Origin of the sequence: Bradyrhizobium guangxiense, assembly GCF_004114915.1 — a bacterium.
In the GTDB taxonomy this organism is placed as follows: Bacteria; Pseudomonadota; Alphaproteobacteria; order Rhizobiales; family Xanthobacteraceae; genus Bradyrhizobium; species Bradyrhizobium guangxiense.
Map to the genome: position 1 here is coordinate 4,234,334 of NZ_CP022219.1, position 16,591 is coordinate 4,250,924.

The 16,591-nt window shown below is 64.3% G+C and carries 16 protein-coding genes; 11 read left to right on the forward strand and 5 right to left on the reverse strand.

Going from position 1 to position 16,591, the window contains the following annotated elements; all coding sequences use genetic code 11:
• Positions 1–90 precede the first annotated feature (90 nt).
• From X268_RS20305 to X268_RS20330, 6 genes are all read left to right on the forward strand, one after another.
• The gene (locus X268_RS20305; RefSeq protein ID WP_128926553.1) at positions 91–1,509 is read left to right on the forward strand and encodes a circularly permuted type 2 ATP-grasp protein; all 1,419 of its coding nucleotides are present in this window, start codon (positions 91–93) and stop codon (positions 1,507–1,509) included.
• Between the two features lie 5 nt (positions 1,510–1,514).
• Positions 1,515–2,459, forward strand: a complete 945-nt coding sequence (locus X268_RS20310) for an alpha-E domain-containing protein (RefSeq protein WP_128926554.1) — start codon at positions 1,515–1,517, stop codon at positions 2,457–2,459.
• 119 nt (positions 2,460–2,578) lie between these two features.
• Positions 2,579–3,427 carry a transglutaminase family protein gene (locus X268_RS20315; protein WP_128926555.1) on the forward strand — a complete coding sequence of 283 codons (849 nt, stop codon included), beginning with the start codon at positions 2,579–2,581 and terminating at the stop codon, positions 3,425–3,427.
• Positions 3,428–3,497: 70 nt separating this feature from the next.
• The gene (locus tag X268_RS20320; RefSeq protein WP_128926556.1) at positions 3,498–3,905 is read left to right on the forward strand and encodes a carboxymuconolactone decarboxylase family protein; all 408 of its coding nucleotides are present in this window, start codon (positions 3,498–3,500) and stop codon (positions 3,903–3,905) included.
• 140 nt (positions 3,906–4,045) lie between these two features.
• Positions 4,046–4,804 carry a proteasome-type protease gene (locus X268_RS20325; protein WP_027575998.1) on the forward strand — a complete coding sequence of 253 codons (759 nt, stop codon included), beginning with the start codon at positions 4,046–4,048 and terminating at the stop codon, positions 4,802–4,804.
• A gap of 26 nt (positions 4,805–4,830) precedes the next feature.
• Positions 4,831–5,589, forward strand: coding sequence for an SDR family oxidoreductase (locus tag X268_RS20330; protein WP_128926557.1), 759 nt, complete (start codon positions 4,831–4,833; stop codon positions 5,587–5,589).
• A 157-nt stretch (positions 5,590–5,746) separates the two neighbouring features.
• On the opposite strand, the gene X268_RS20335 is transcribed toward X268_RS20330, so the two are convergent.
• Entirely contained in the window at positions 5,747–6,985 is a 1,239-nt protein-coding gene (locus X268_RS20335; protein WP_128926558.1) for an MFS transporter, read from the reverse strand.
• A gap of 160 nt (positions 6,986–7,145) precedes the next feature.
• Here X268_RS20335 and X268_RS20340 point away from each other — a divergent pair, with 160 nt between their 5' ends.
• Complete coding sequence (locus tag X268_RS20340; protein ID WP_128926559.1) at positions 7,146–8,396, forward strand: NupC/NupG family nucleoside CNT transporter; 1,251 nt, start codon at positions 7,146–7,148, stop codon at positions 8,394–8,396.
• Positions 8,397–8,555: 159 nt separating this feature from the next.
• On the opposite strand, the gene X268_RS20345 is transcribed toward X268_RS20340, so the two are convergent.
• Positions 8,556–9,083: a cupin domain-containing protein gene (locus tag X268_RS20345; protein WP_128926560.1), complete on the reverse strand. Its 528-nt coding sequence runs from the start codon at positions 9,081–9,083 to the stop codon at positions 8,556–8,558.
• Positions 9,084–9,304: 221 nt separating this feature from the next.
• On the opposite strand from X268_RS20345, the gene X268_RS20350 reads away from it, so the two are divergent.
• A complete protein-coding gene (locus X268_RS20350) occupies positions 9,305–11,434 on the forward strand; it encodes an O-linked N-acetylglucosamine transferase, SPINDLY family protein (protein ID WP_128926561.1) in 2,130 nt (709 codons plus the stop codon).
• A gap of 171 nt (positions 11,435–11,605) precedes the next feature.
• Here the strand turns inward: X268_RS20350 and X268_RS20355 are convergent, their stop codons facing one another.
• Positions 11,606–11,893 (reverse strand): usg protein, encoded by a 288-nt coding sequence (locus X268_RS20355; protein ID WP_028177340.1) that lies wholly within the window; start codon positions 11,891–11,893, stop codon positions 11,606–11,608.
• 376 nt (positions 11,894–12,269) lie between these two features.
• Here X268_RS20355 and X268_RS20360 point away from each other — a divergent pair, with 376 nt between their 5' ends.
• The 3 genes from X268_RS20360 (at position 12,270) to X268_RS20370 (ending at position 14,696) form a co-directional block, all read left to right on the forward strand.
• The gene (locus X268_RS20360; RefSeq protein WP_128926562.1) at positions 12,270–12,584 is read left to right on the forward strand and encodes a co-chaperone GroES; all 315 of its coding nucleotides are present in this window, start codon (positions 12,270–12,272) and stop codon (positions 12,582–12,584) included.
• Between the two features lie 45 nt (positions 12,585–12,629).
• On the forward strand, positions 12,630–14,270 hold the full coding sequence (gene groL, locus X268_RS20365; RefSeq protein WP_128926563.1) for a chaperonin GroEL: 1,641 nt from the start codon (positions 12,630–12,632) through the stop codon (positions 14,268–14,270).
• Positions 14,271–14,465: 195 nt separating this feature from the next.
• Entirely contained in the window at positions 14,466–14,696 is a 231-nt protein-coding gene (locus X268_RS20370; protein WP_347341899.1) for a GIY-YIG nuclease family protein, read from the forward strand.
• Positions 14,697–14,806: 110 nt separating this feature from the next.
• On the opposite strand, the gene lepB is transcribed toward X268_RS20370, so the two are convergent.
• A complete protein-coding gene (gene lepB / locus X268_RS20375) occupies positions 14,807–15,553 on the reverse strand; it encodes a signal peptidase I (protein ID WP_128926564.1) in 747 nt (248 codons plus the stop codon).
• A gap of 124 nt (positions 15,554–15,677) precedes the next feature.
• Positions 15,678–16,517 carry a LysR family transcriptional regulator gene (locus X268_RS20380; RefSeq protein ID WP_128926565.1) on the reverse strand — a complete coding sequence of 280 codons (840 nt, stop codon included), beginning with the start codon at positions 16,515–16,517 and terminating at the stop codon, positions 15,678–15,680.
• Positions 16,518–16,591 lie beyond the last annotated feature (74 nt).

The following is a 16,591-nucleotide window of genomic DNA, read 5'->3' on the forward strand; positions in this document are numbered from 1 at the left end:
TCTTGCCGCATGGCCAGGACGTTGCGGTCTTCATGAGGGCTTGGCGACCTGTCCAACGGCGCAACGCCTTGCGGAGACAAGTCGGGATCTATGGCAGTCGCGTTTGACGAAATGAACATTCCCGGCGGGGACCTTCGCCCCGCCTATCAGGAGCTGGCGCGCTGGCTCAAGGAGACGCCTCCCGAGGCGCTCGAATATCGCCGCCAGGAGGCCGAGCTCCTGTTCCGCCGGATCGGCATCACCTTCGCGGTCTACGGCGATTCGGAGTCCACCGAGCGCCTGATCCCCTTCGACGTCATCCCCCGGATCATGTCCGGCAAGGAATGGGCGCTGCTGGAAAAGGGCCTGAAGCAGCGCGTGCGCGCGCTCAACATGTTCCTGCGCGACATCTATCACGGCCGCGACATCCTCCGCGCCGAGGTCGTGCCTGACGATTTGATCTTCCAGAATCCGGTGTTCCGGCCCGAGATGAACGGCCAGCAGGTGCCGCACGACGTCTACGTGCACATCGCCGGCATCGACATCGTCCGGGTCGACGCCGAGGACTTCATCGTGCTGGAGGACAACGCCCGCACGCCGTCCGGCGTGTCCTACATGCTGGAAAACCGCGAGATCATGATGCGGCTGTTTCCGGATCTGTTCGCCCGCCACAGGGTGGCGCCGGTCGAGCGCTATCCGGACGAGCTGCTCTCCGCGCTCCGCTCGGTCGCGCCGCACAGCGCCTCGGGCGAGCCGACGGTGGCTCTGCTCACCCCCGGCGTCTACAATTCGGCCTATTACGAGCACTCCTTCCTCGCCGACAAGCTCGGCATCGAGCTGGTCGAGGGCCGCGACCTCGTGGTCAAGAACAACGAAGTGTTCATGCGGACGACGGAAGGGCTGAAGCGGGTCGATGTGATCTATCGCCGGGTCGACGACGACTTCCTCGATCCCCTCACCTTCCGTCCCGATTCCGTGCTCGGCGTGCCCGGGCTGATGTCGGCCTATGCGGCCGGCAACATCACGCTCGCCAACGCCGTCGGCACCGGCATCGCCGACGACAAGGCGATCTACTCCTACATGCCCGACATCGTGAAATTCTATCTCGGCGAAGAGCCGATCCTGAAGAACGTGCCGACCTGGCGCTGCCGCGAGCCGAAGGATCTCGCCTATGTGCTGGACAATCTGAGCGAGCTCGTGGTCAAGGAAGTCCATGGCTCCGGCGGCTACGGCATGCTGATCGGTCCCGCCGCGACGAAAGCCACGATCGAAGCCTTCCGCGAGAAGCTCAAGCGCGAGCCGGAAGGTTTCATCGCCCAGCCGACGCTGGCGCTCTCGACCTGCCCGACCTGCACCGCCTCGGGCCTTGCGCCCCGCCATGTCGACCTGCGGCCCTTCGTGCTCACCGGCAGCAAGAGCACGACCATCGTGCCCGGCGGGCTGACGCGCGTCGCGCTGAAGGAAGGCTCCCTGGTGGTGAATTCGAGCCAGGGCGGGGGCACCAAAGACACCTGGATCCTGGACGAGTAGAGAGAATGCTGTCGCGTACCGCCGAAAACCTCTACTGGCTCGCCCGCTACGTCGAACGGGCCGAATATCTCGCGCGCACCATCGATGCGACGCTGCGCGTCACCGCGCTTCCCGCAGCCTATGTCGGCAAAACCAATGAATGGGACTCGGCGCTGCTCACCGCCGGCGTCGCCGCCAGCTTCTATCAGACCTATGAGGAAGCCAACGAGCACAACGTCGTCGACTACCTCTCCTTCTCCGTGAACAATCCGTCCTCGATCAGGAACTGCATCGAGGCGGCGCGGCTGAACTCGCGCTCGGTGCGCACCGCGCTGACCAGCGAGATGTGGGACACCATCAACTCGGCCTGGATCGAGCTGCAGGAGGTCTGGAGCAAGGGCACCTCGACGCGCGAGGACCTCGCAAAATTCCTGCGCTTCGTGCAGGAGACCTCGCTCCGCTTCGACGGCTCGGCCTACCGGACCATGTTGCGCAACGACGCCTACTGGTTCTCACGGCTCCGCCTGCACCTTGAGCGCGCAGACAACACCGCGCGCATTCTCGATGTGAAGTACCATGTGCTGCTCCCCGAGGAGGAGCATGTCGGCGGCCCCCTCGACTTCTATCAGTGGAGCTCGATCCTGCGCTCGGTGTCGGCGCTGACGGCCTATCACTGGGTCTATCGCGAGACACTGAAACCGTGGCTGGTTGCGGATCTGCTCATCCTCAACGGCACGCTGCCGCGCTCGCTGGCGAGCTGCTATGACAATCTCGTGCGCAATCTGGACCAGATCGGCGTCGCCTATGGCCGCCAGGGCCCGGCCCAGCGCCACGCCCGCGGCATCCGCAACCGGCTGGAACACAGCAACATGAACGACATTTTCCAGCATGGCGTGCATGAATTCATTCAGGAATTCATCGCGGACAATTCCAGGCTGGGCGAAATCATCACGAAGCAGTATTTGATCTAGTCAGAACCGAAACTCTCACCCTTCGTCATTCCGGGGCGATGCGAAGCATCGAAGCCGGGATCTCGAGATTCCGGGTCTGGTCCTTCGGACCATCCCGGAATGACCGATCCAGAAACACCATGCGCCTGCGAATCCGCCACACCACGACCTATCGCTACGAGCCGCCGGCCACGAGCGTGATCCAGATCCTGCGCATCACGCCCGGCAGCCATGACGGGCAATATGTGGCGGAGTGGCAGATCGACGTCTCGACCGACACCAAGCTCGACACTCATGAAGACGCGTTCGGCAACGTCACCCATGTGCTGTCCTGCGGACCCGTCGGCGACATCCAGATCACCGCCGAAGGGCTGATCGAGACCCACGACACCGGCGGCGTGCTGCGCGGCACCGACGAACGGTTTCCGGCGGGCATGTTCCTGCGCTCGACCGACCTCACCTCCGTCAATCCGGCGATGCTGGCGGTTGCGCGCCAGTTGCGCAGCGAAGCCGAAAGCGACACGCTCGGCTTCCTGCATACACTGATGACTGAGATTGCCGATCACATGACGTTCGACGAGGACCCGACCACCAGCGGCACCTCGGCGGCGGAGGCGTTCACGCTCAAGCGCGGCGTCTGCCAGGACTATGCGCATATCTTCATTGCCTGCGCCCGGGCCGGCGGCGTGCCGGCGCGGTTCGTCTCCGGCCATTTCCTGCGTTCGGACGGTCTGCTGCATCAGGAGGCCGGGCACGCCTGGGCAGAAGCCTTCGTGCCTGATCTCGGCTGGGTCGGCTTCGATCCCGCCAACAGCATCTGCGCCACCGACGCTCATGTCCGCGTCGCGATCGGGCTCGACTATCTCGGTGCGGCCCCGGTGCGCGGCACCCGCTATGGCGGCGGCGCGGAGACGCTGGACGTGACCGTGAAGGTCGAGCAGGCCGGCCGCGGCGGGCCTTCGCAATCGCAATCCCAGCGGCAGGGCTAGCCGCGGCCGTCCGGGCACGTGGGTCGTGCTACACTTGCGGGGATCAGACCTGCCCCCCGCGAGGTACCCCATGGCAACCGTGAAGCTGCTTTCGGACGATGAACTCTCTCCTGAAGCGCGCGCTGTCTTCGACGACATCCGCAAGGTGCGGAAATCGGACTTCGTCAACAATTTCTGGCGGGCGCTGGCGCATGATCCGAAGACGCTGCGGCGGACCTGGGAGAGCATCAAAGAGGTGATGGCTCCGGGCGCGCTCGATCCCAAGGTCAAGGAAATGCTCTATGTCGCAGTGTCGATCGCGCATGGCTGCAGCTACTGCATCCACTCCCACACCGCCGCGGCGCGGGCCAAAGGCATGACCGAGGCCGAATATGGCGAGCTGCTCGCCATCGTCGGCATGGCCGCAGAGACCAACCGGCTGGTCACGGCCCTCGGCGTGCCGGTCGACGCGGCGTTTCTGGTCGATGCGGCGGATTGAGGTCGGTCTCGGTCGCAGAGCTGGCCTGTCATTCCGGAACGCGAGGAAGTCGCGAGCCCGGAGTGACAACCGGGAATCGGGGTTGGACCGGCCCTTGAAATTGGCTAGTAATTCCGCGCAAACGCGTTCGGGGACTGGAAATGACCTATTGCTGCGGAATCCTGGTTCGGGACGGTCTGGTGATGATCGCCGACACCCGCACCAATGCCGGGCTCGACAACGTCTCGACCTTCCGCAAGCTGCACATCTTCTCCAAGCCCGGCGAGCGCATCATGGCGATCGCCAGCGCGGGCAACCTCGCCATCAGCCAGTCGGTGCTCTCCACCTTGACCGAAGGCCTGGAGGACCCCAACACGGGCGAGGTCGAGACGCTGATGAACGCGCCGACCATGTTCCAGGCCGCCCAGCGCATCGGCCGGGCCATCCGCGCCGTGCATGCCACCGAAGGCCCTGCCTTGAAGTCCGAGGACGTCTCCTTCGACGTCTCCTTCCTGTTCGGCGGGCAGATCAAGGGCGCGCGCATGCGCCTGTTCATGGTCTACACCGCCGGCAATTTCATCGAGTGCACCACCGACACGCCTTACTTGCAGATCGGCGAACACAAATACGGCAAGCCGGTGCTCGACCGCGCCATGCACTACGACGTTGAGCTCTACGAGGCGCTGAAGACCGGCCTGATCTCGATGGATTCGACCATGCGCTCCAACCTCGGCGTCGGCCTGCCGATCGACGTGCTGGTGGTGCGCACCGATGCCTGCGAAGCCGATCTCAACCACCGCATCGAAGCCGGCGAGCCCTATTTCCACGACCTGCGCTCGCGCTGGTCGGCGGCGCTGCGCGCGGCGCATCAGAACATTCCGCGGCCGCCCTACAAGAACGAAAAAGAACCCAAAACCTGACAGCTCAAGAGAAAAGGCAGGAAACAATGAGTGAAGCAAAGAAGATCGCCCTGGTGACGGGCGCCGGCACCGGCGTCGGGCGCGCGGCGTCGCTGGCGCTGATGAACACCGGCTTCACCGTGGTGCTCGCAGGGCGCCGCCTCGACATGCTCGAGGAGACCGCAAAGCTCGGCCCCGCCGGAAAGAGCCTCTGCGTCACCGCCGACATGACCAAGCCGGACCAGATCGCCGCGTTGTTCGACAAGGTGAAGACCACCTATGGCCGCCTCGACGTGCTCTTCAACAACGCCGGCATGGGCGCTCCGGCCGTGAACTTCGAGGACCTCAGCCTCGAGCAGTGGCAGGCGGTGGTGAACACCAACCTCACCGGCCCGTTCCTGTGCACCCAGCACGCCTTCCGCATCATGAAGGACCAGACCCCGCGCGGCGGCCGCATCATCAACAACGGCTCGATCTCGGCGCATGCGCCGCGACCGTTCTCGGCGGCCTACACCTCGACCAAGCACGCCATCACGGGCCTCACCAAGGCGAGTAACCTCGACGGCCGCATGTATGACATCGCGGTCGGCCAGGTCGACATCGGCAATGCCGCCACCCCGATGACCGATCGCATGGTCAACGGCCCCGGCGTACTGCAGCCCGACGGCACCACCAAGCACGAGCCGCGCATGGACGCCAAGGCGGTCGGCGATGCCGTGGCCTACATGGCCGGCCTGCCGCTCGACGCCAACGTGCTGACCATGACGGTGATGGCGACGAAGATGCCGTTCGTTGGACGGGGCTGAACCAAAACTGCGAAAACAACCCCATGCACAGTAGGGATCCCATTGATCCCTCTGTGCTTTGTCTGCGACTTTCGGGACATCCCAGGTCCCCGGCATCATGCCCCGGACGCTGCGCGGCATGAAATGACGCGCTGCAGAGCCGGGGCCCAAACCTCCCCTACTCCAAGCTTTCCACCTTGCGCAGGCTGGGAAACAGCTTCATCCAGAGCAGCGCCACTGCGACGGTGGCGACGCCGCCGAGCACGGCGGCGGGCATGGCACCGAGTAGCGCGGCTGCGACCCCGCTCTCGAACTGGCCGAGCTGGTTCGAGGCGTTGATGAAGAGGAAGTTCACCGCGCCGACGCGGCCGCGCATCTCGTCGGGCGTGGAGAGTTGCACCAGCGAGAAGCGGATCACGACGCTGATCGTGTCGGCCGCGCCCAAAACGGCGAGCGACAGCACCGACAGCCACATCCAGGACGACAGCGCGAACACGATGGTGGCGAGGCCGAACACGATCACGGCCTGGAACATGCGCAGGCCCACATGCCTGGAGATGGCGTGACGCGCCAGCACCATGGTCATCAACAACGCGCCGACCGCGGGCGCAGCGCGCAGCACGCCAAGCCCGACCGGGCCGGTCTGCAGGATGTCGCGGGCATAGATCGGCAGCAAAGCCGTGACGCCGCCGAACAGCACGGCGAACAGGTCGAGCGAGATGGTGCCGAGGATCGCCGGATTGCTGCGGATGAAGCGGACCCCGGCGAAGACATTGTCCGAGTCCGTTCCGTCCTTCGCGATCGCCTGCGGGCGCGGCCGGATGAAGCCGGTCAGGATCATCCCGAGAATCCAGAACAGCACCATCACGGCATAGGCAAGGTGCGGAGCGACCGCATAGGCGAAGCCGCCGAGCGCAGGCCCCGTGATGGTCGCGACCTGCGCCGCGCCGCTGGAGACGGCGGTGGCACGCTGCAGCGATCCCTGCGGCGCGATCAGCGGCAGCAGCGCCGCGGTGGTCGGGCTCTCGAAGGCGCCGGCAATGCCGAGCATGAAGGTCGCGATGAAGATCTGAACCTCGCCGACCGCGCCGAGATAGGTGATGATGGCGAGATAAAGCGCGGTTGCCGCTTCCACGAGCTGGCAGAGCTGGACCACGCGCTTGCGCTCGAAGCGGTCGGCGGCGTGGCCGGCGACGAACACCAGAAGCGCGGTGGGCAGGAACTGCACCAGGCCGACCATGCCGAGATCGAAGGCCGACCCGGTCAGATCGTAGATCTGCCAGCCGATCGCGACCGCCGCGATCTGGCTGGAAAAGCGCGACAGGCTGCGCGAGAGCAGGAAGAACAGAAAGGCGCGGTGGGCAAGAAGCGCGCCGGCGCTGACCGGCGGGGTTGCGGATCTAGGCTGCTCTGGCATCGCCTCTTCGGTCACCTCGGACTGTCCGGCCCTTGATTTGATGGGTCTTCCCGCGTGGCTGAGACGGGTCCGCTTGTCAACAACAGGACACGTCCGTGGTCTGTCGGCATTGCCTTTGCAGCGCAGGCACGGCCATAATCGTTGAGGGTTTGGGGGCATCATGCTGCGCTTGCAATCGGCACTCGGCATTTTCGCATTGCTGTTGATCGCCTTCGCGCTGGCTGAGGATCGGCGCGCCGTGTCGCTGCGACGGGCGGCGATCGGCCTCGTCGTCACGTTCGTCACCGCGATCGTGCTGCTGAAGCTGCCGGTCGTCGCGCATGCCTTCGGCGCCATCAACGATGCGGTCGGCGCGATCTCCGCGGCCTCGCGCGCCGGCTCCGCCTTCGTGTTCGGCTATGTCGGCGGCGGCACCCTGCCCTTCGACGTCAAAGTGCCCGGCGCCGATTTCATCCTGGCGTTCCAGGCGCTGCCGATCGTGCTGGTCATGAGCGTGCTGACGACGCTGCTGTTCCACTGGCGCGTGCTGCCGCCGATCGTGCGCGGCATGGCCTGGCTGCTGGAGCGCACGCTCGGCGTCGGCGGCGCGGGCGGCCTATCGACCGCCGCCAACATCTTCCTCGGCATGGTCGAGGCACCGCTGTTCGTGCGCCCCTATCTTTCGCAGATGTCCCGCAGCGAATTGTTTCTGGTGATGACGGGCGGCATGGCCGGCATCGCCGGCACGGTGCTGGTGCTCTATGCGACGCTCCTTGCTCCTCTTATTCCTGATGCGGCCGCGCATTTCGTCATCGCCTCCGTGCTGGGGGCGCCGGCGGCGATCCTCGTCAGCCTGATCATGGTGCCTGAAATCTCCGACAAGCGCACCGGCGGCTCGCTGGAAGACCCCGAGATGGAGGTGTCAGGCACGATGGATGCGATCGTGAAAGGCACCAGCGCGGGAATCGAGCTGCTGATCAACATCGTCGCCATGCTGCTGGTGCTGGTGGCGCTGGTCTATCTCGTCAATGCCATCCTCGGCCTCTTGCCACATCTCGGCGGCGCCGCGATCTCCTTGCAGCGTCTGCTCGGCCTCGTGATGGCGCCGGTGTGCTGGCTGATGGGACTGCCATGGGACCAGGCCGTCACCGCGGGCAGCCTGATGGGCACCAAGACCGTGCTCAACGAATTGATCGCCTATGTCGAGTTCTCGAAGCTGCCGGCCGATGCGCTCGATCCGCGCTCGCGCCTGATCATGCTCTATGCGATGTGCGGCTTCGCCAATTTCGCCAGCCTCGGCATCATGATCGGCGGCTTGGGGGTGATGGCGCCGGAGCGGCGCGAGGAGATCAATACGCTCGGGCTGAAATCGATCGTGTCGGGGACGCTGACGACATGCTTGATGGGCGCGGTGGTGGGGATGTTGGCGTAATCTCGCCCCTCGTCATTCCGGGGCGCGACGAAGGCGCGAGCCCGGAATCCATTTACCCGCGCGTACTGTCGCCCGATGGATTCCGGGATCGATGCTGCGCATCGCCCCCGGAATGACGGCGGAGAAATGCACGACAGCTCGGACGGTGGGACGCGCACCCTAAGCCTTCAACTCCACCGTCTTGAACTCCGCCGGCAGGATCACCTCCAGCAGCTCCACATCATCCGAGTAATCCAGGATCATGTGCTTGATCTTCGGCGGCTGGGTCCAAGCGCTGCCTTCTTTCATCAGGGTCTCGCCCTGCCCGTCCATGTAGGTCTTCACCCAGCCCTTGAGGACGTAGACCATCTGGAATTCGACGTCGTGGAAGTGCAGCTTCGACACCTCGGCCGGATCGCAGGGGCCTTGCAGGCGGATCACATGCGCTTGCGCAAGCCCGTGGGTCGCTGCGGCAATGCCGAGGTCGCGATATTTGGCATAGGCGCGCAGGCCGTCGGCCTTGAAGTCCTCCTCGCGGTGATGGCTGATCGCGATGCGCTGCCGGGGGCGCGCGGGCTTCTTCGGGGCCGCTGTGCGCGCCTTCGCCTTCACCGCTTTGCGCGCCGACGATCGCGCCGCGACCTTTGCTCCGCTGCGCTTCTTCACCGCCGTCTTCGTTGCCGGTCTTGATGCCTTTTGCTTGGCCATTGTCTGCCTCCCTGATCTGAGCCGCGCCCGCCGGACGGGTACAAGCCGAAGGCAGACTATCCAGTCTCGGGCGAGGCAGCAATTGCGGGGCCCAAGGCCAGCCCCTCGAAGTTCCGATCGAAGTCGTAGCTTGTCCCAGGCTGTCGTGCCGAGCGGCGCGCGTCTCGTATTGGTTCTCACGCTGATTTAGTCTCGGCCGCAAGATTTTGGGGGATTGATTCATGGGCAACAGCGTCGGCCAGCGTGCATTTCAAAATGCCCGGCTTCAGAAACGACAGAAGGCCGAAGTGCTGCCGTTGCTCGGGCACGCCCTGCAATTGCACAAGATGGGTCTTTTCCCCGAAGCTCAGGCCGCTTATCGCCAACTCCTGCAGATCGCACCCAACCAGTTCATCGCGCTGCACATGCTCGGCGTCTTGGAGTCCGATGCCAAGAATTATCAGCAGGCCGAAATCCTCTTGAACCGCGCGGTTGCCGTCGATCCGCGATCTGCCGATGCTCTTATGAGCCTGGGCGTCGCCCTTAACGGACTACGGCGTCACGACGAGGCTCGCGCGAGCTATCGGAAAGCCCTCGCCTTGCGGCCCAACCACGCCCTCGCCCTGTCCAATCTCGGCAATGCGAACGAAGCCCTCGACCTTCACGAGGAGGCGCTGAACAGCTACGACAAGGCGCTCGCACTCAACCCAGACCTTGCCGAAGCCCATAACGGCCGGGGTTGGGCGCTCTGTCGTCTGCGCAACTATGACGAGGCCCTGGCCAGCCTGAACCGCGCGCTGTCGATCAAGCCCGGCTATGCGTCGGCGCTCGCGAACCGTGCCACTGCATTGCGGGAACTTCAGCGATTTGACGAAGCGCTGGCAGACGGCAATCGGGCAGTCGCGCTGGCACCCGACGACGCGAATGGATGGCTCGCGCGGGCCGGTGTGCTACTCCAGATCCAGCAAATCGCGAAGGCATCGCGCGATTGCGAGCAGGCCCTCGCGCTCGCTCCCGATTCCCTTCAAGCTCACATGGTGCTGGGCCTTTGTCTCGCCGGGCTTGGCCGGGTCGAGGAAGCCCTCGCCAGCTTCGATCGAGCACTCGAGATCCAGCCCGATTTTCAGAGCGCGATCTCCAACAAGATCTTCACGCTCGATTTCATGGCGGACGCCAGTGTCGAGCAGCATCAGCAGGCGCGGCAGATGTGGTGGGAGCGGATCGGTGCGAAGATCGCGTCAGAACAGGCAAGACCGCATGACAACAGCCGCGATCCGGATCGCCGTCTGGTGCTCGGCTATGTCTCGTCGGACTTCAACGCGCACTCGGCCGCCTTCATCTTCAAGCCGGTGCTGCAGCACCATGACCGGGCGCAGTTCGAGATCGTGTGCTATGCCTGTTCGCCGAAAGTGGACGCGACCACCAGCGAGTTTCAGGCTATCGCCGATCGCTGGCGCGACGCCTCGCAATGGACCGACGATCGCCTCGCCGCCGAGATCCGCGCCGATGGCGTCGATATCCTGATCGATCTGTCCGGCCATACCAGAGGAAACCGCCTCGGCGTATTTGCGCGCAAGCCGGCACCGATCCAGGTCCATGGCTGGGGCCACGGCACCGGAACCGGGCTGCCGACGATCGACTATCTGTTCTCGGACCCCGTCGCGATTCCCGTCGAGGTTCGGCACCTGTTCGCTGAGACGGTCGTCGACCTGCCGTGCTTCGTGACGCTGACGCCGCTACCGGCCGGAATTGCGCGGGCGCCGACCCCGGCGATCGCGAACGGCTTCGTCACCTTCGGTGTCTTCAACCGCATCAGCAAGATTTCGGACGAGGCCGCGGACGTCTGGGCCAGGATTCTCGAGCGGCTGCCGGGCTCGCGACTGCTGATCAAGGACGTTGCGCTGGATGATCAACTGGTCCGCGACAATCTGCTGGCGCGGCTTGCGGCGTGCGGGTTGTCGGCCGAACGCGTCGATCTGCTTGGAGCCACTTTGCGGGGCGAACATCTGGCCTCGTTCAATCGCGTCGACATCTGCCTCGACCCCTTCCCGCAGAATGGCGGCGTCAGCACGTGGGAAGCGCTGCAGATGGGCGTGCCGGTGGTCGCGAAACTCGGCAACAGCCTGCCGAGCCGCGCCGCCGCCTCCATCCTCACCGCACTCGGCCTGCCTGACTGGGTCGGGAATGACGATGAGGCCTATGCCGACATCGCAGTCGGCCATGCCGCCAAGATCGGTGAGCTCGATCGATTGCGCCGCGACCTGCCTGGACAGATCAATGCCGCGGCCGCCGGCAACCCGGTCTCATACGTGCAAGCCGTGGACGATGCCTATCGCGCGATGTGGCAGCGCTATTGCAACGGCGGCGCCTGATTGCCCTTCAGGCGATCACCAGAATAGCGCCTTCGCGAGACGCAGCTGCAACGGAGATATCGTAGCGTGGGCAAAGCGAAGCGTGCCCACGACCCTCGCAATTGGAGATAGATGGTGGGCACAGCGCGCGACGAGCGCGCCTTTGCCCACCTTACGAGACTGCGGCTTCCTTCAGTGCAGCCGGAACACGCCATCCACGGCGCGCAGCTCGGCCGGCTTGATCAGCTTGGAATGCGCCACGGTGACCGAATGGAGCGGGCCGTCGAGCTTCTCCTGCCAGAACGCCAGGAAATCCTTCAGCGCCGGAAATTTCGGAAACATGTCGTAGTTCTGCCAGACGTAAGTCTGGAGCAGCGAGGGATGGTCCGGCATCCGGTAAAGAATTTGGGCCGTCGTCAGCCCGTAGCCCAGCATCTGTTTCCGGAAATCCTCGGAAACGCCCCCACTCCGCAAGCCCATGCCAACCTCCTTTGCAGGAGCGCATTGAGGGGTGGCTTGGTCGGTGCCCCGGGGAGCCACCCGGAAACGATGCGCTCACATGAGAGAAATGTGACGCAAACTGACAATTCATCTCAAGCCCAAAAGTTTAACAAGCTGTTGAAATTCAATGCGTTAGCAGCAGAGAACGCTCCGTGCTAATACGGGTACCAAGCTCGGTTAACGATGGTCCAGCGAAGTTGGCAGAGCGCACTTCCGAGTGCTGATTTTTTTGCTACAAACCCTTGCCCCCGCAAAATTCCTGTCCTATTTCAGCCTCGCTCGTGCTAGCACTCGCGGGCAACGATTGCTAACAATCTCAAAATCCTCAACTCGTGCAAATGCTTAGGAGGACTGCATGAAATTCCGTCCGCTTCACGACCGCGTCGTGGTCAAGCGCATCGACGCAGAAGAGAAGACCGCTGGCGGCATCATCATTCCCGACACTGCCAAGGAAAAGCCCTCGCAGGGCGAAGTCGTCGCCGTCGGCCCCGGTGGCCGCGACGAAGCTGGCAAGCTGATCCCGATCGACCTGAAGATCGGCGACCGCGTGCTGTTCGGCAAGTGGTCCGGCACCGAAGTCAAGATCGACGGCGAAGACCTGCTGATCATGAAGGAAAGCGACATCATGGGCGTCCTCGACGTCCCCGCTTCCAAGAAGAAGGCGGCCTAAGAGCCCCTCTCTCCCTCCAGTCAAAATCCTCAAGGAAAAATCCAGATGGCAGCCAAAGAAGTCAAATTCTCGGTTGAGGCGCGCGACAAGATGCTGCGCGGCGTCGACGTTCTCGCCAACGCGGTGAAGGTCACGCTCGGTCCGAAGGGCCGCAACGTCGTACTCGACAAGTCGTTCGGCGCTCCCCGCATCACCAAGGACGGCGTCACCGTCGCCAAGGAGATCGAGCTCGACGACAAGTTCGAGAACATGGGCGCCCAGATGGTGCGCGAAGTCGCCTCCAAGTCCGCTGACGCGGCCGGCGACGGCACCACCACCGCCACCGTGCTCGCCCAGGCGATCGTGAAGGAAGGCGCCAAGTCCGTCGCCGCCGGCATGAACCCGATGGATCTCAAGCGCGGTATCGACCTCGCGGTCGAAGCCGTCGTTGCGGACCTCCAGAAGAACTCCAAGAAGGTCACCTCGAACGACGAGATCGCCCAGGTCGGCACCATCTCGGCGAACGGCGACCAGGAGATCGGCAAGTTCCTCTCCGACGCCATGAAGAAGGTCGGCAACGAGGGTGTCATCACCGTCGAGGAAGCCAAGTCGCTCGAGACCGAGCTCGACGTCGTCGAGGGCATGCAGTTCGACCGCGGCTACATCTCGCCCTACTTCGTCACCAACGCCGACAAGATGCGCGTTGAGATGGACGACGCCTACATCCTCATCAACGAGAAGAAGCTCTCCTCGCTGAATGAGCTGCTGCCGCTGCTCGAGGCCGTGGTGCAGACCGGCAAGCCGCTGGTCATCGTCGCCGAGGACGTCGAAGGCGAGGCGCTCGCGACCCTGGTCGTGAACCGTCTGCGCGGCGGCCTGAAGGTCGCGGCCGTCAAGGCTCCGGGCTTCGGCGATCGCCGCAAGGCCATGCTGCAGGACATCGCGATCCTGACCGGCGGCCAGGCGATCTCGGAAGATCTCGGCATCAAGCTCGAGAACGTCACGCTCAACATGCTCGGTCGCGCCAAGAAGGTGATGATCGACAAGGAGAACACCACGATCGTCAACGGCGCCGGCAAGAAGGCCGACATCGAGGCGCGTGTGGCCCAGATCAAGGCGCAGATCGAGGAGACCACCTCGGACTACGACCGTGAGAAGCTCCAGGAGCGTCTTGCCAAGCTCGCAGGCGGCGTCGCGGTGATCCGCGTCGGCGGCGCGACCGAGGTCGAGGTGAAGGAGCGCAAGGATCGCGTTGATGACGCGATGCATGCGACCCGCGCGGCCGTGGAAGAAGGCATCGTTCCGGGCGGCGGCGTCGCCCTGCTCCGTGCTTCCGAGCAGCTCAAGGGCCTGCGCACCAAGAACGACGACCAGAAGACCGGCGTCGAGATCGTGCGCAAGGCGCTGTCGGCTCCCGCTCGCCAGATCGCGATCAACGCCGGTGAAGACGGCTCGGTGATCATCGGCAAGATCCTGGAGAACAAGACCTACAATTACGGCTTCGACTCCCAGACCGGCGAATATGCCGACCTCGTCAAGAAGGGCATCATCGACCCGACCAAGGTGGTTCGTACCGCGATCCAGAACGCAGCCTCGGTGGCCGCGCTCCTGATCACCACGGAAGCCATGGTCGCCGAGCTGCCCAAGAAGGGCGGCGCCGGCCCGGCGATGCCCCCCGGCGGCGGCATGGGCGGCATGGACTTCTAAGGCCAACCACCTCGAGAATGACGAAACCCCGGCAGCGATGCCGGGGTTTTTGTTTTGCATCAGACACAAAAGCAGCAAGATTGGTCATTCCGGGGCGCGACGAAGTCGCGAGCCCGAAATCCATCCCACCGCTTGCTCATGGCCTATTACGTTTACCTCCTCGCCAGCAAGAAATACGGCACGCTTTAGATCGGCGTGACGAACGACATCATCCGCCGCATCCACGAACATAAGAGCAAAGGCGCCGCGGGTTTCAGCAAGCGGTATTCCGTCGACAGATTGGTTTGGTTCGAGATCCACGACGATCCCGTCAACGCCATCACGCGAGAGAAAGAACTGAAGAAGTGGCGACGGGAATGGAAGGTGCGGCTCATTGAGGAGAAGAATCCCCACTGGATCGATTTGTATCCACAGATTGCGAGCTGAGCTTGCAGATCGATGGATTCCGGGCTCGCGCTTCGCGCGCCCCGGAATGACAAGCGGATGGAGCACGGCACAATTAGATACTTCGCCCCGCCCTGGACTGACGGCCACCCTCACCGCACCTTCCCAAGCCGCTCCAAGCGCGGTTCGCCGTCTTCGTCGAGCGACCAGAATATCCGCGTCACCTTGCCGATGAGATTGTCCATCGGCACGAAACCGAACCTCGACATGCGGCTGTCGGTGGAATTGTCGCGGTTGTCGCCGAGCACGAAGAAGTGCCCCGGCGGCACCGTGAGGACGGCGGTCGTGTCGAGATAGCCGTCGTCGACGCAATCGTTGGTGACATAGGAGGCGCCGTTCGGCAGCGTCTCGCGCCAGCGCTTGGCCTTGGCATCCTCGTCGGCCCCGCAGGTCGAGCCGGCTGGCTCGCTGTGGAGAGCGACGCGCGTCACCGGCCGGTCGTTAAGGACGAGCCGGCCCTGCCGCATCTGGACGCGGTCGCCGGGCAGCCCGACCACGCGCTTGACGTAGTCGACCGAATTGTCCTTCGCCGTCCGGAACACGACGATGTCGCCGTACTCCGGGTCGGCGGCCAGGACACGGCCCGCGATCCAGGACGGCGCGAAGGGGATGGAATAGCGGCCGTAGCCGTAGGCATATTTCGCGGCGAAGACGTAGTCGCCGACCATCAGCGTCGGCGCCATCGAACCGGACGGGATGTTGAACGGCTGGTACAGCACGAAGCGAAACAGGATCAGCGGCGACCACAGCACCGGGATCAGCAGGATCAGGACGAGGATCGCCTTCCATTCCCGCGATTGCGCCCTCGATGGCGGGATGGCTCCGGTAAGACTGGTCATGCGCTGGCCCTGCTCAGGTCTCGCGAGATTACGCAACCTTGGCGCGCGCGCAATCCCGGCTCCGTGATCTTGGTCGCACATCGCGCCGACCGCGTTCAATGCGAAGGCCTGAACATCGCCGGGGTCAGCCGTGCGACAGATCCTTGAAGCAGTGCCTCACCCAGTCGATCGTCACGCGCGTCGCCGGATCGCGCTTGAGATGGTTCTGCACCAGCAGCCAGACGTCGCGCCGTCTTGGCAGCAGCGTGGCGAGCAGGCTGCGGTCGGCGAGCAAACCCTCGCAGCTGTGCTCGGGCAGCACGCCGACGGCCTGATGCGACTGGATCATGGTCCTGATGATGCGGACATTGTCGGTGATGCAGCGGATGTTCTTCAGCCGCTTGACCCGCAGGAATTGCGATTCCGGAATCGTCTCGAGCTCGTCCGGATAGACGCAGGCGACCGGCTCGCCACTGGTGCGGTCGGCAGGCTCGAAGAAATACAGTCTGACATCGCCGAGCTTGGAGATGGTGAAGTCGCCCTTCTCCGGCTTGCGCAGGCGGATGGCGAGGTCGGCCTGCCAGCGCGAGAATTTGACGTTGCCGCTGGAGGTGAGGAATTGCAGGGTCAGGCCGGGATGGTCGCGCAGGAAGCTGCTGGCCCGCGGCGCCAGCAGTTCTTCGGCGACCGCATTGGTCGAGGCGATGCGCAGGCGCCCGACCGGGCCTACCTCGCTCTCCTTGATGCGATCGATCGCCGCGGCATGGGCGGCCATCGCGCCGACATGCTCGAGCACCGCCTCGCAATGGCGGGTCGGGCGGCGCTGGCCGTCCACCGCATCGAACAACGGCACGCCGAGATCGCGCTGGATGCGCGCGAGCCGGCGGCCGACGGTGGTCTCGTCGATGCGCAGCCGCGCGCTGGCGCCGGCATAGGTGCCCTCGTCCCTCACCGCGGCGATGATGCGCAGATCGTCCCAGTTCATTCCGGCGAGCCTAGCAGGCGATGCCGCATCCTGCAAATCTGCAGCCATAAGCTGCAATAGTCCTGCACAATGGC

Excerpts from the sequence above, each read along its gene's own strand:
- X268_RS20305 (WP_128926553.1), top strand. The coding sequence starts at position 91 with ATGGCAGTCGCGTTTGACGAAATGAACATTCCCGGCGGGGACCTTCGC.
- X268_RS20310 (WP_128926554.1), top strand. The coding sequence starts at position 1,515 with ATGCTGTCGCGTACCGCCGAAAACCTCTACTGGCTCGCCCGCTACGTC.
- X268_RS20315 (WP_128926555.1), top strand. The coding sequence starts at position 2,579 with ATGCGCCTGCGAATCCGCCACACCACGACCTATCGCTACGAGCCGCCG.
- X268_RS20320 (WP_128926556.1), top strand. The coding sequence starts at position 3,498 with ATGGCAACCGTGAAGCTGCTTTCGGACGATGAACTCTCTCCTGAAGCG.
- X268_RS20325 (WP_027575998.1), top strand. The coding sequence starts at position 4,046 with ATGACCTATTGCTGCGGAATCCTGGTTCGGGACGGTCTGGTGATGATC.
- X268_RS20330 (WP_128926557.1), top strand. The coding sequence starts at position 4,831 with ATGAGTGAAGCAAAGAAGATCGCCCTGGTGACGGGCGCCGGCACCGGC.
- X268_RS20335 (WP_128926558.1), bottom strand. The coding sequence starts at position 6,985 with ATGCCAGAGCAGCCTAGATCCGCAACCCCGCCGGTCAGCGCCGGCGCG.
- X268_RS20340 (WP_128926559.1), top strand. The coding sequence starts at position 7,146 with ATGCTGCGCTTGCAATCGGCACTCGGCATTTTCGCATTGCTGTTGATC.
- X268_RS20345 (WP_128926560.1), bottom strand. The coding sequence starts at position 9,083 with ATGGCCAAGCAAAAGGCATCAAGACCGGCAACGAAGACGGCGGTGAAG.
- X268_RS20350 (WP_128926561.1), top strand. The coding sequence starts at position 9,305 with ATGGGCAACAGCGTCGGCCAGCGTGCATTTCAAAATGCCCGGCTTCAG.
- X268_RS20355 (WP_028177340.1), bottom strand. The coding sequence starts at position 11,893 with ATGGGCTTGCGGAGTGGGGGCGTTTCCGAGGATTTCCGGAAACAGATG.
- X268_RS20360 (WP_128926562.1), top strand. The coding sequence starts at position 12,270 with ATGAAATTCCGTCCGCTTCACGACCGCGTCGTGGTCAAGCGCATCGAC.
- groL (WP_128926563.1), top strand. The coding sequence starts at position 12,630 with ATGGCAGCCAAAGAAGTCAAATTCTCGGTTGAGGCGCGCGACAAGATG.
- lepB (WP_128926564.1), bottom strand. The coding sequence starts at position 15,553 with ATGACCAGTCTTACCGGAGCCATCCCGCCATCGAGGGCGCAATCGCGG.
- X268_RS20380 (WP_128926565.1), bottom strand. The coding sequence starts at position 16,517 with ATGAACTGGGACGATCTGCGCATCATCGCCGCGGTGAGGGACGAGGGC.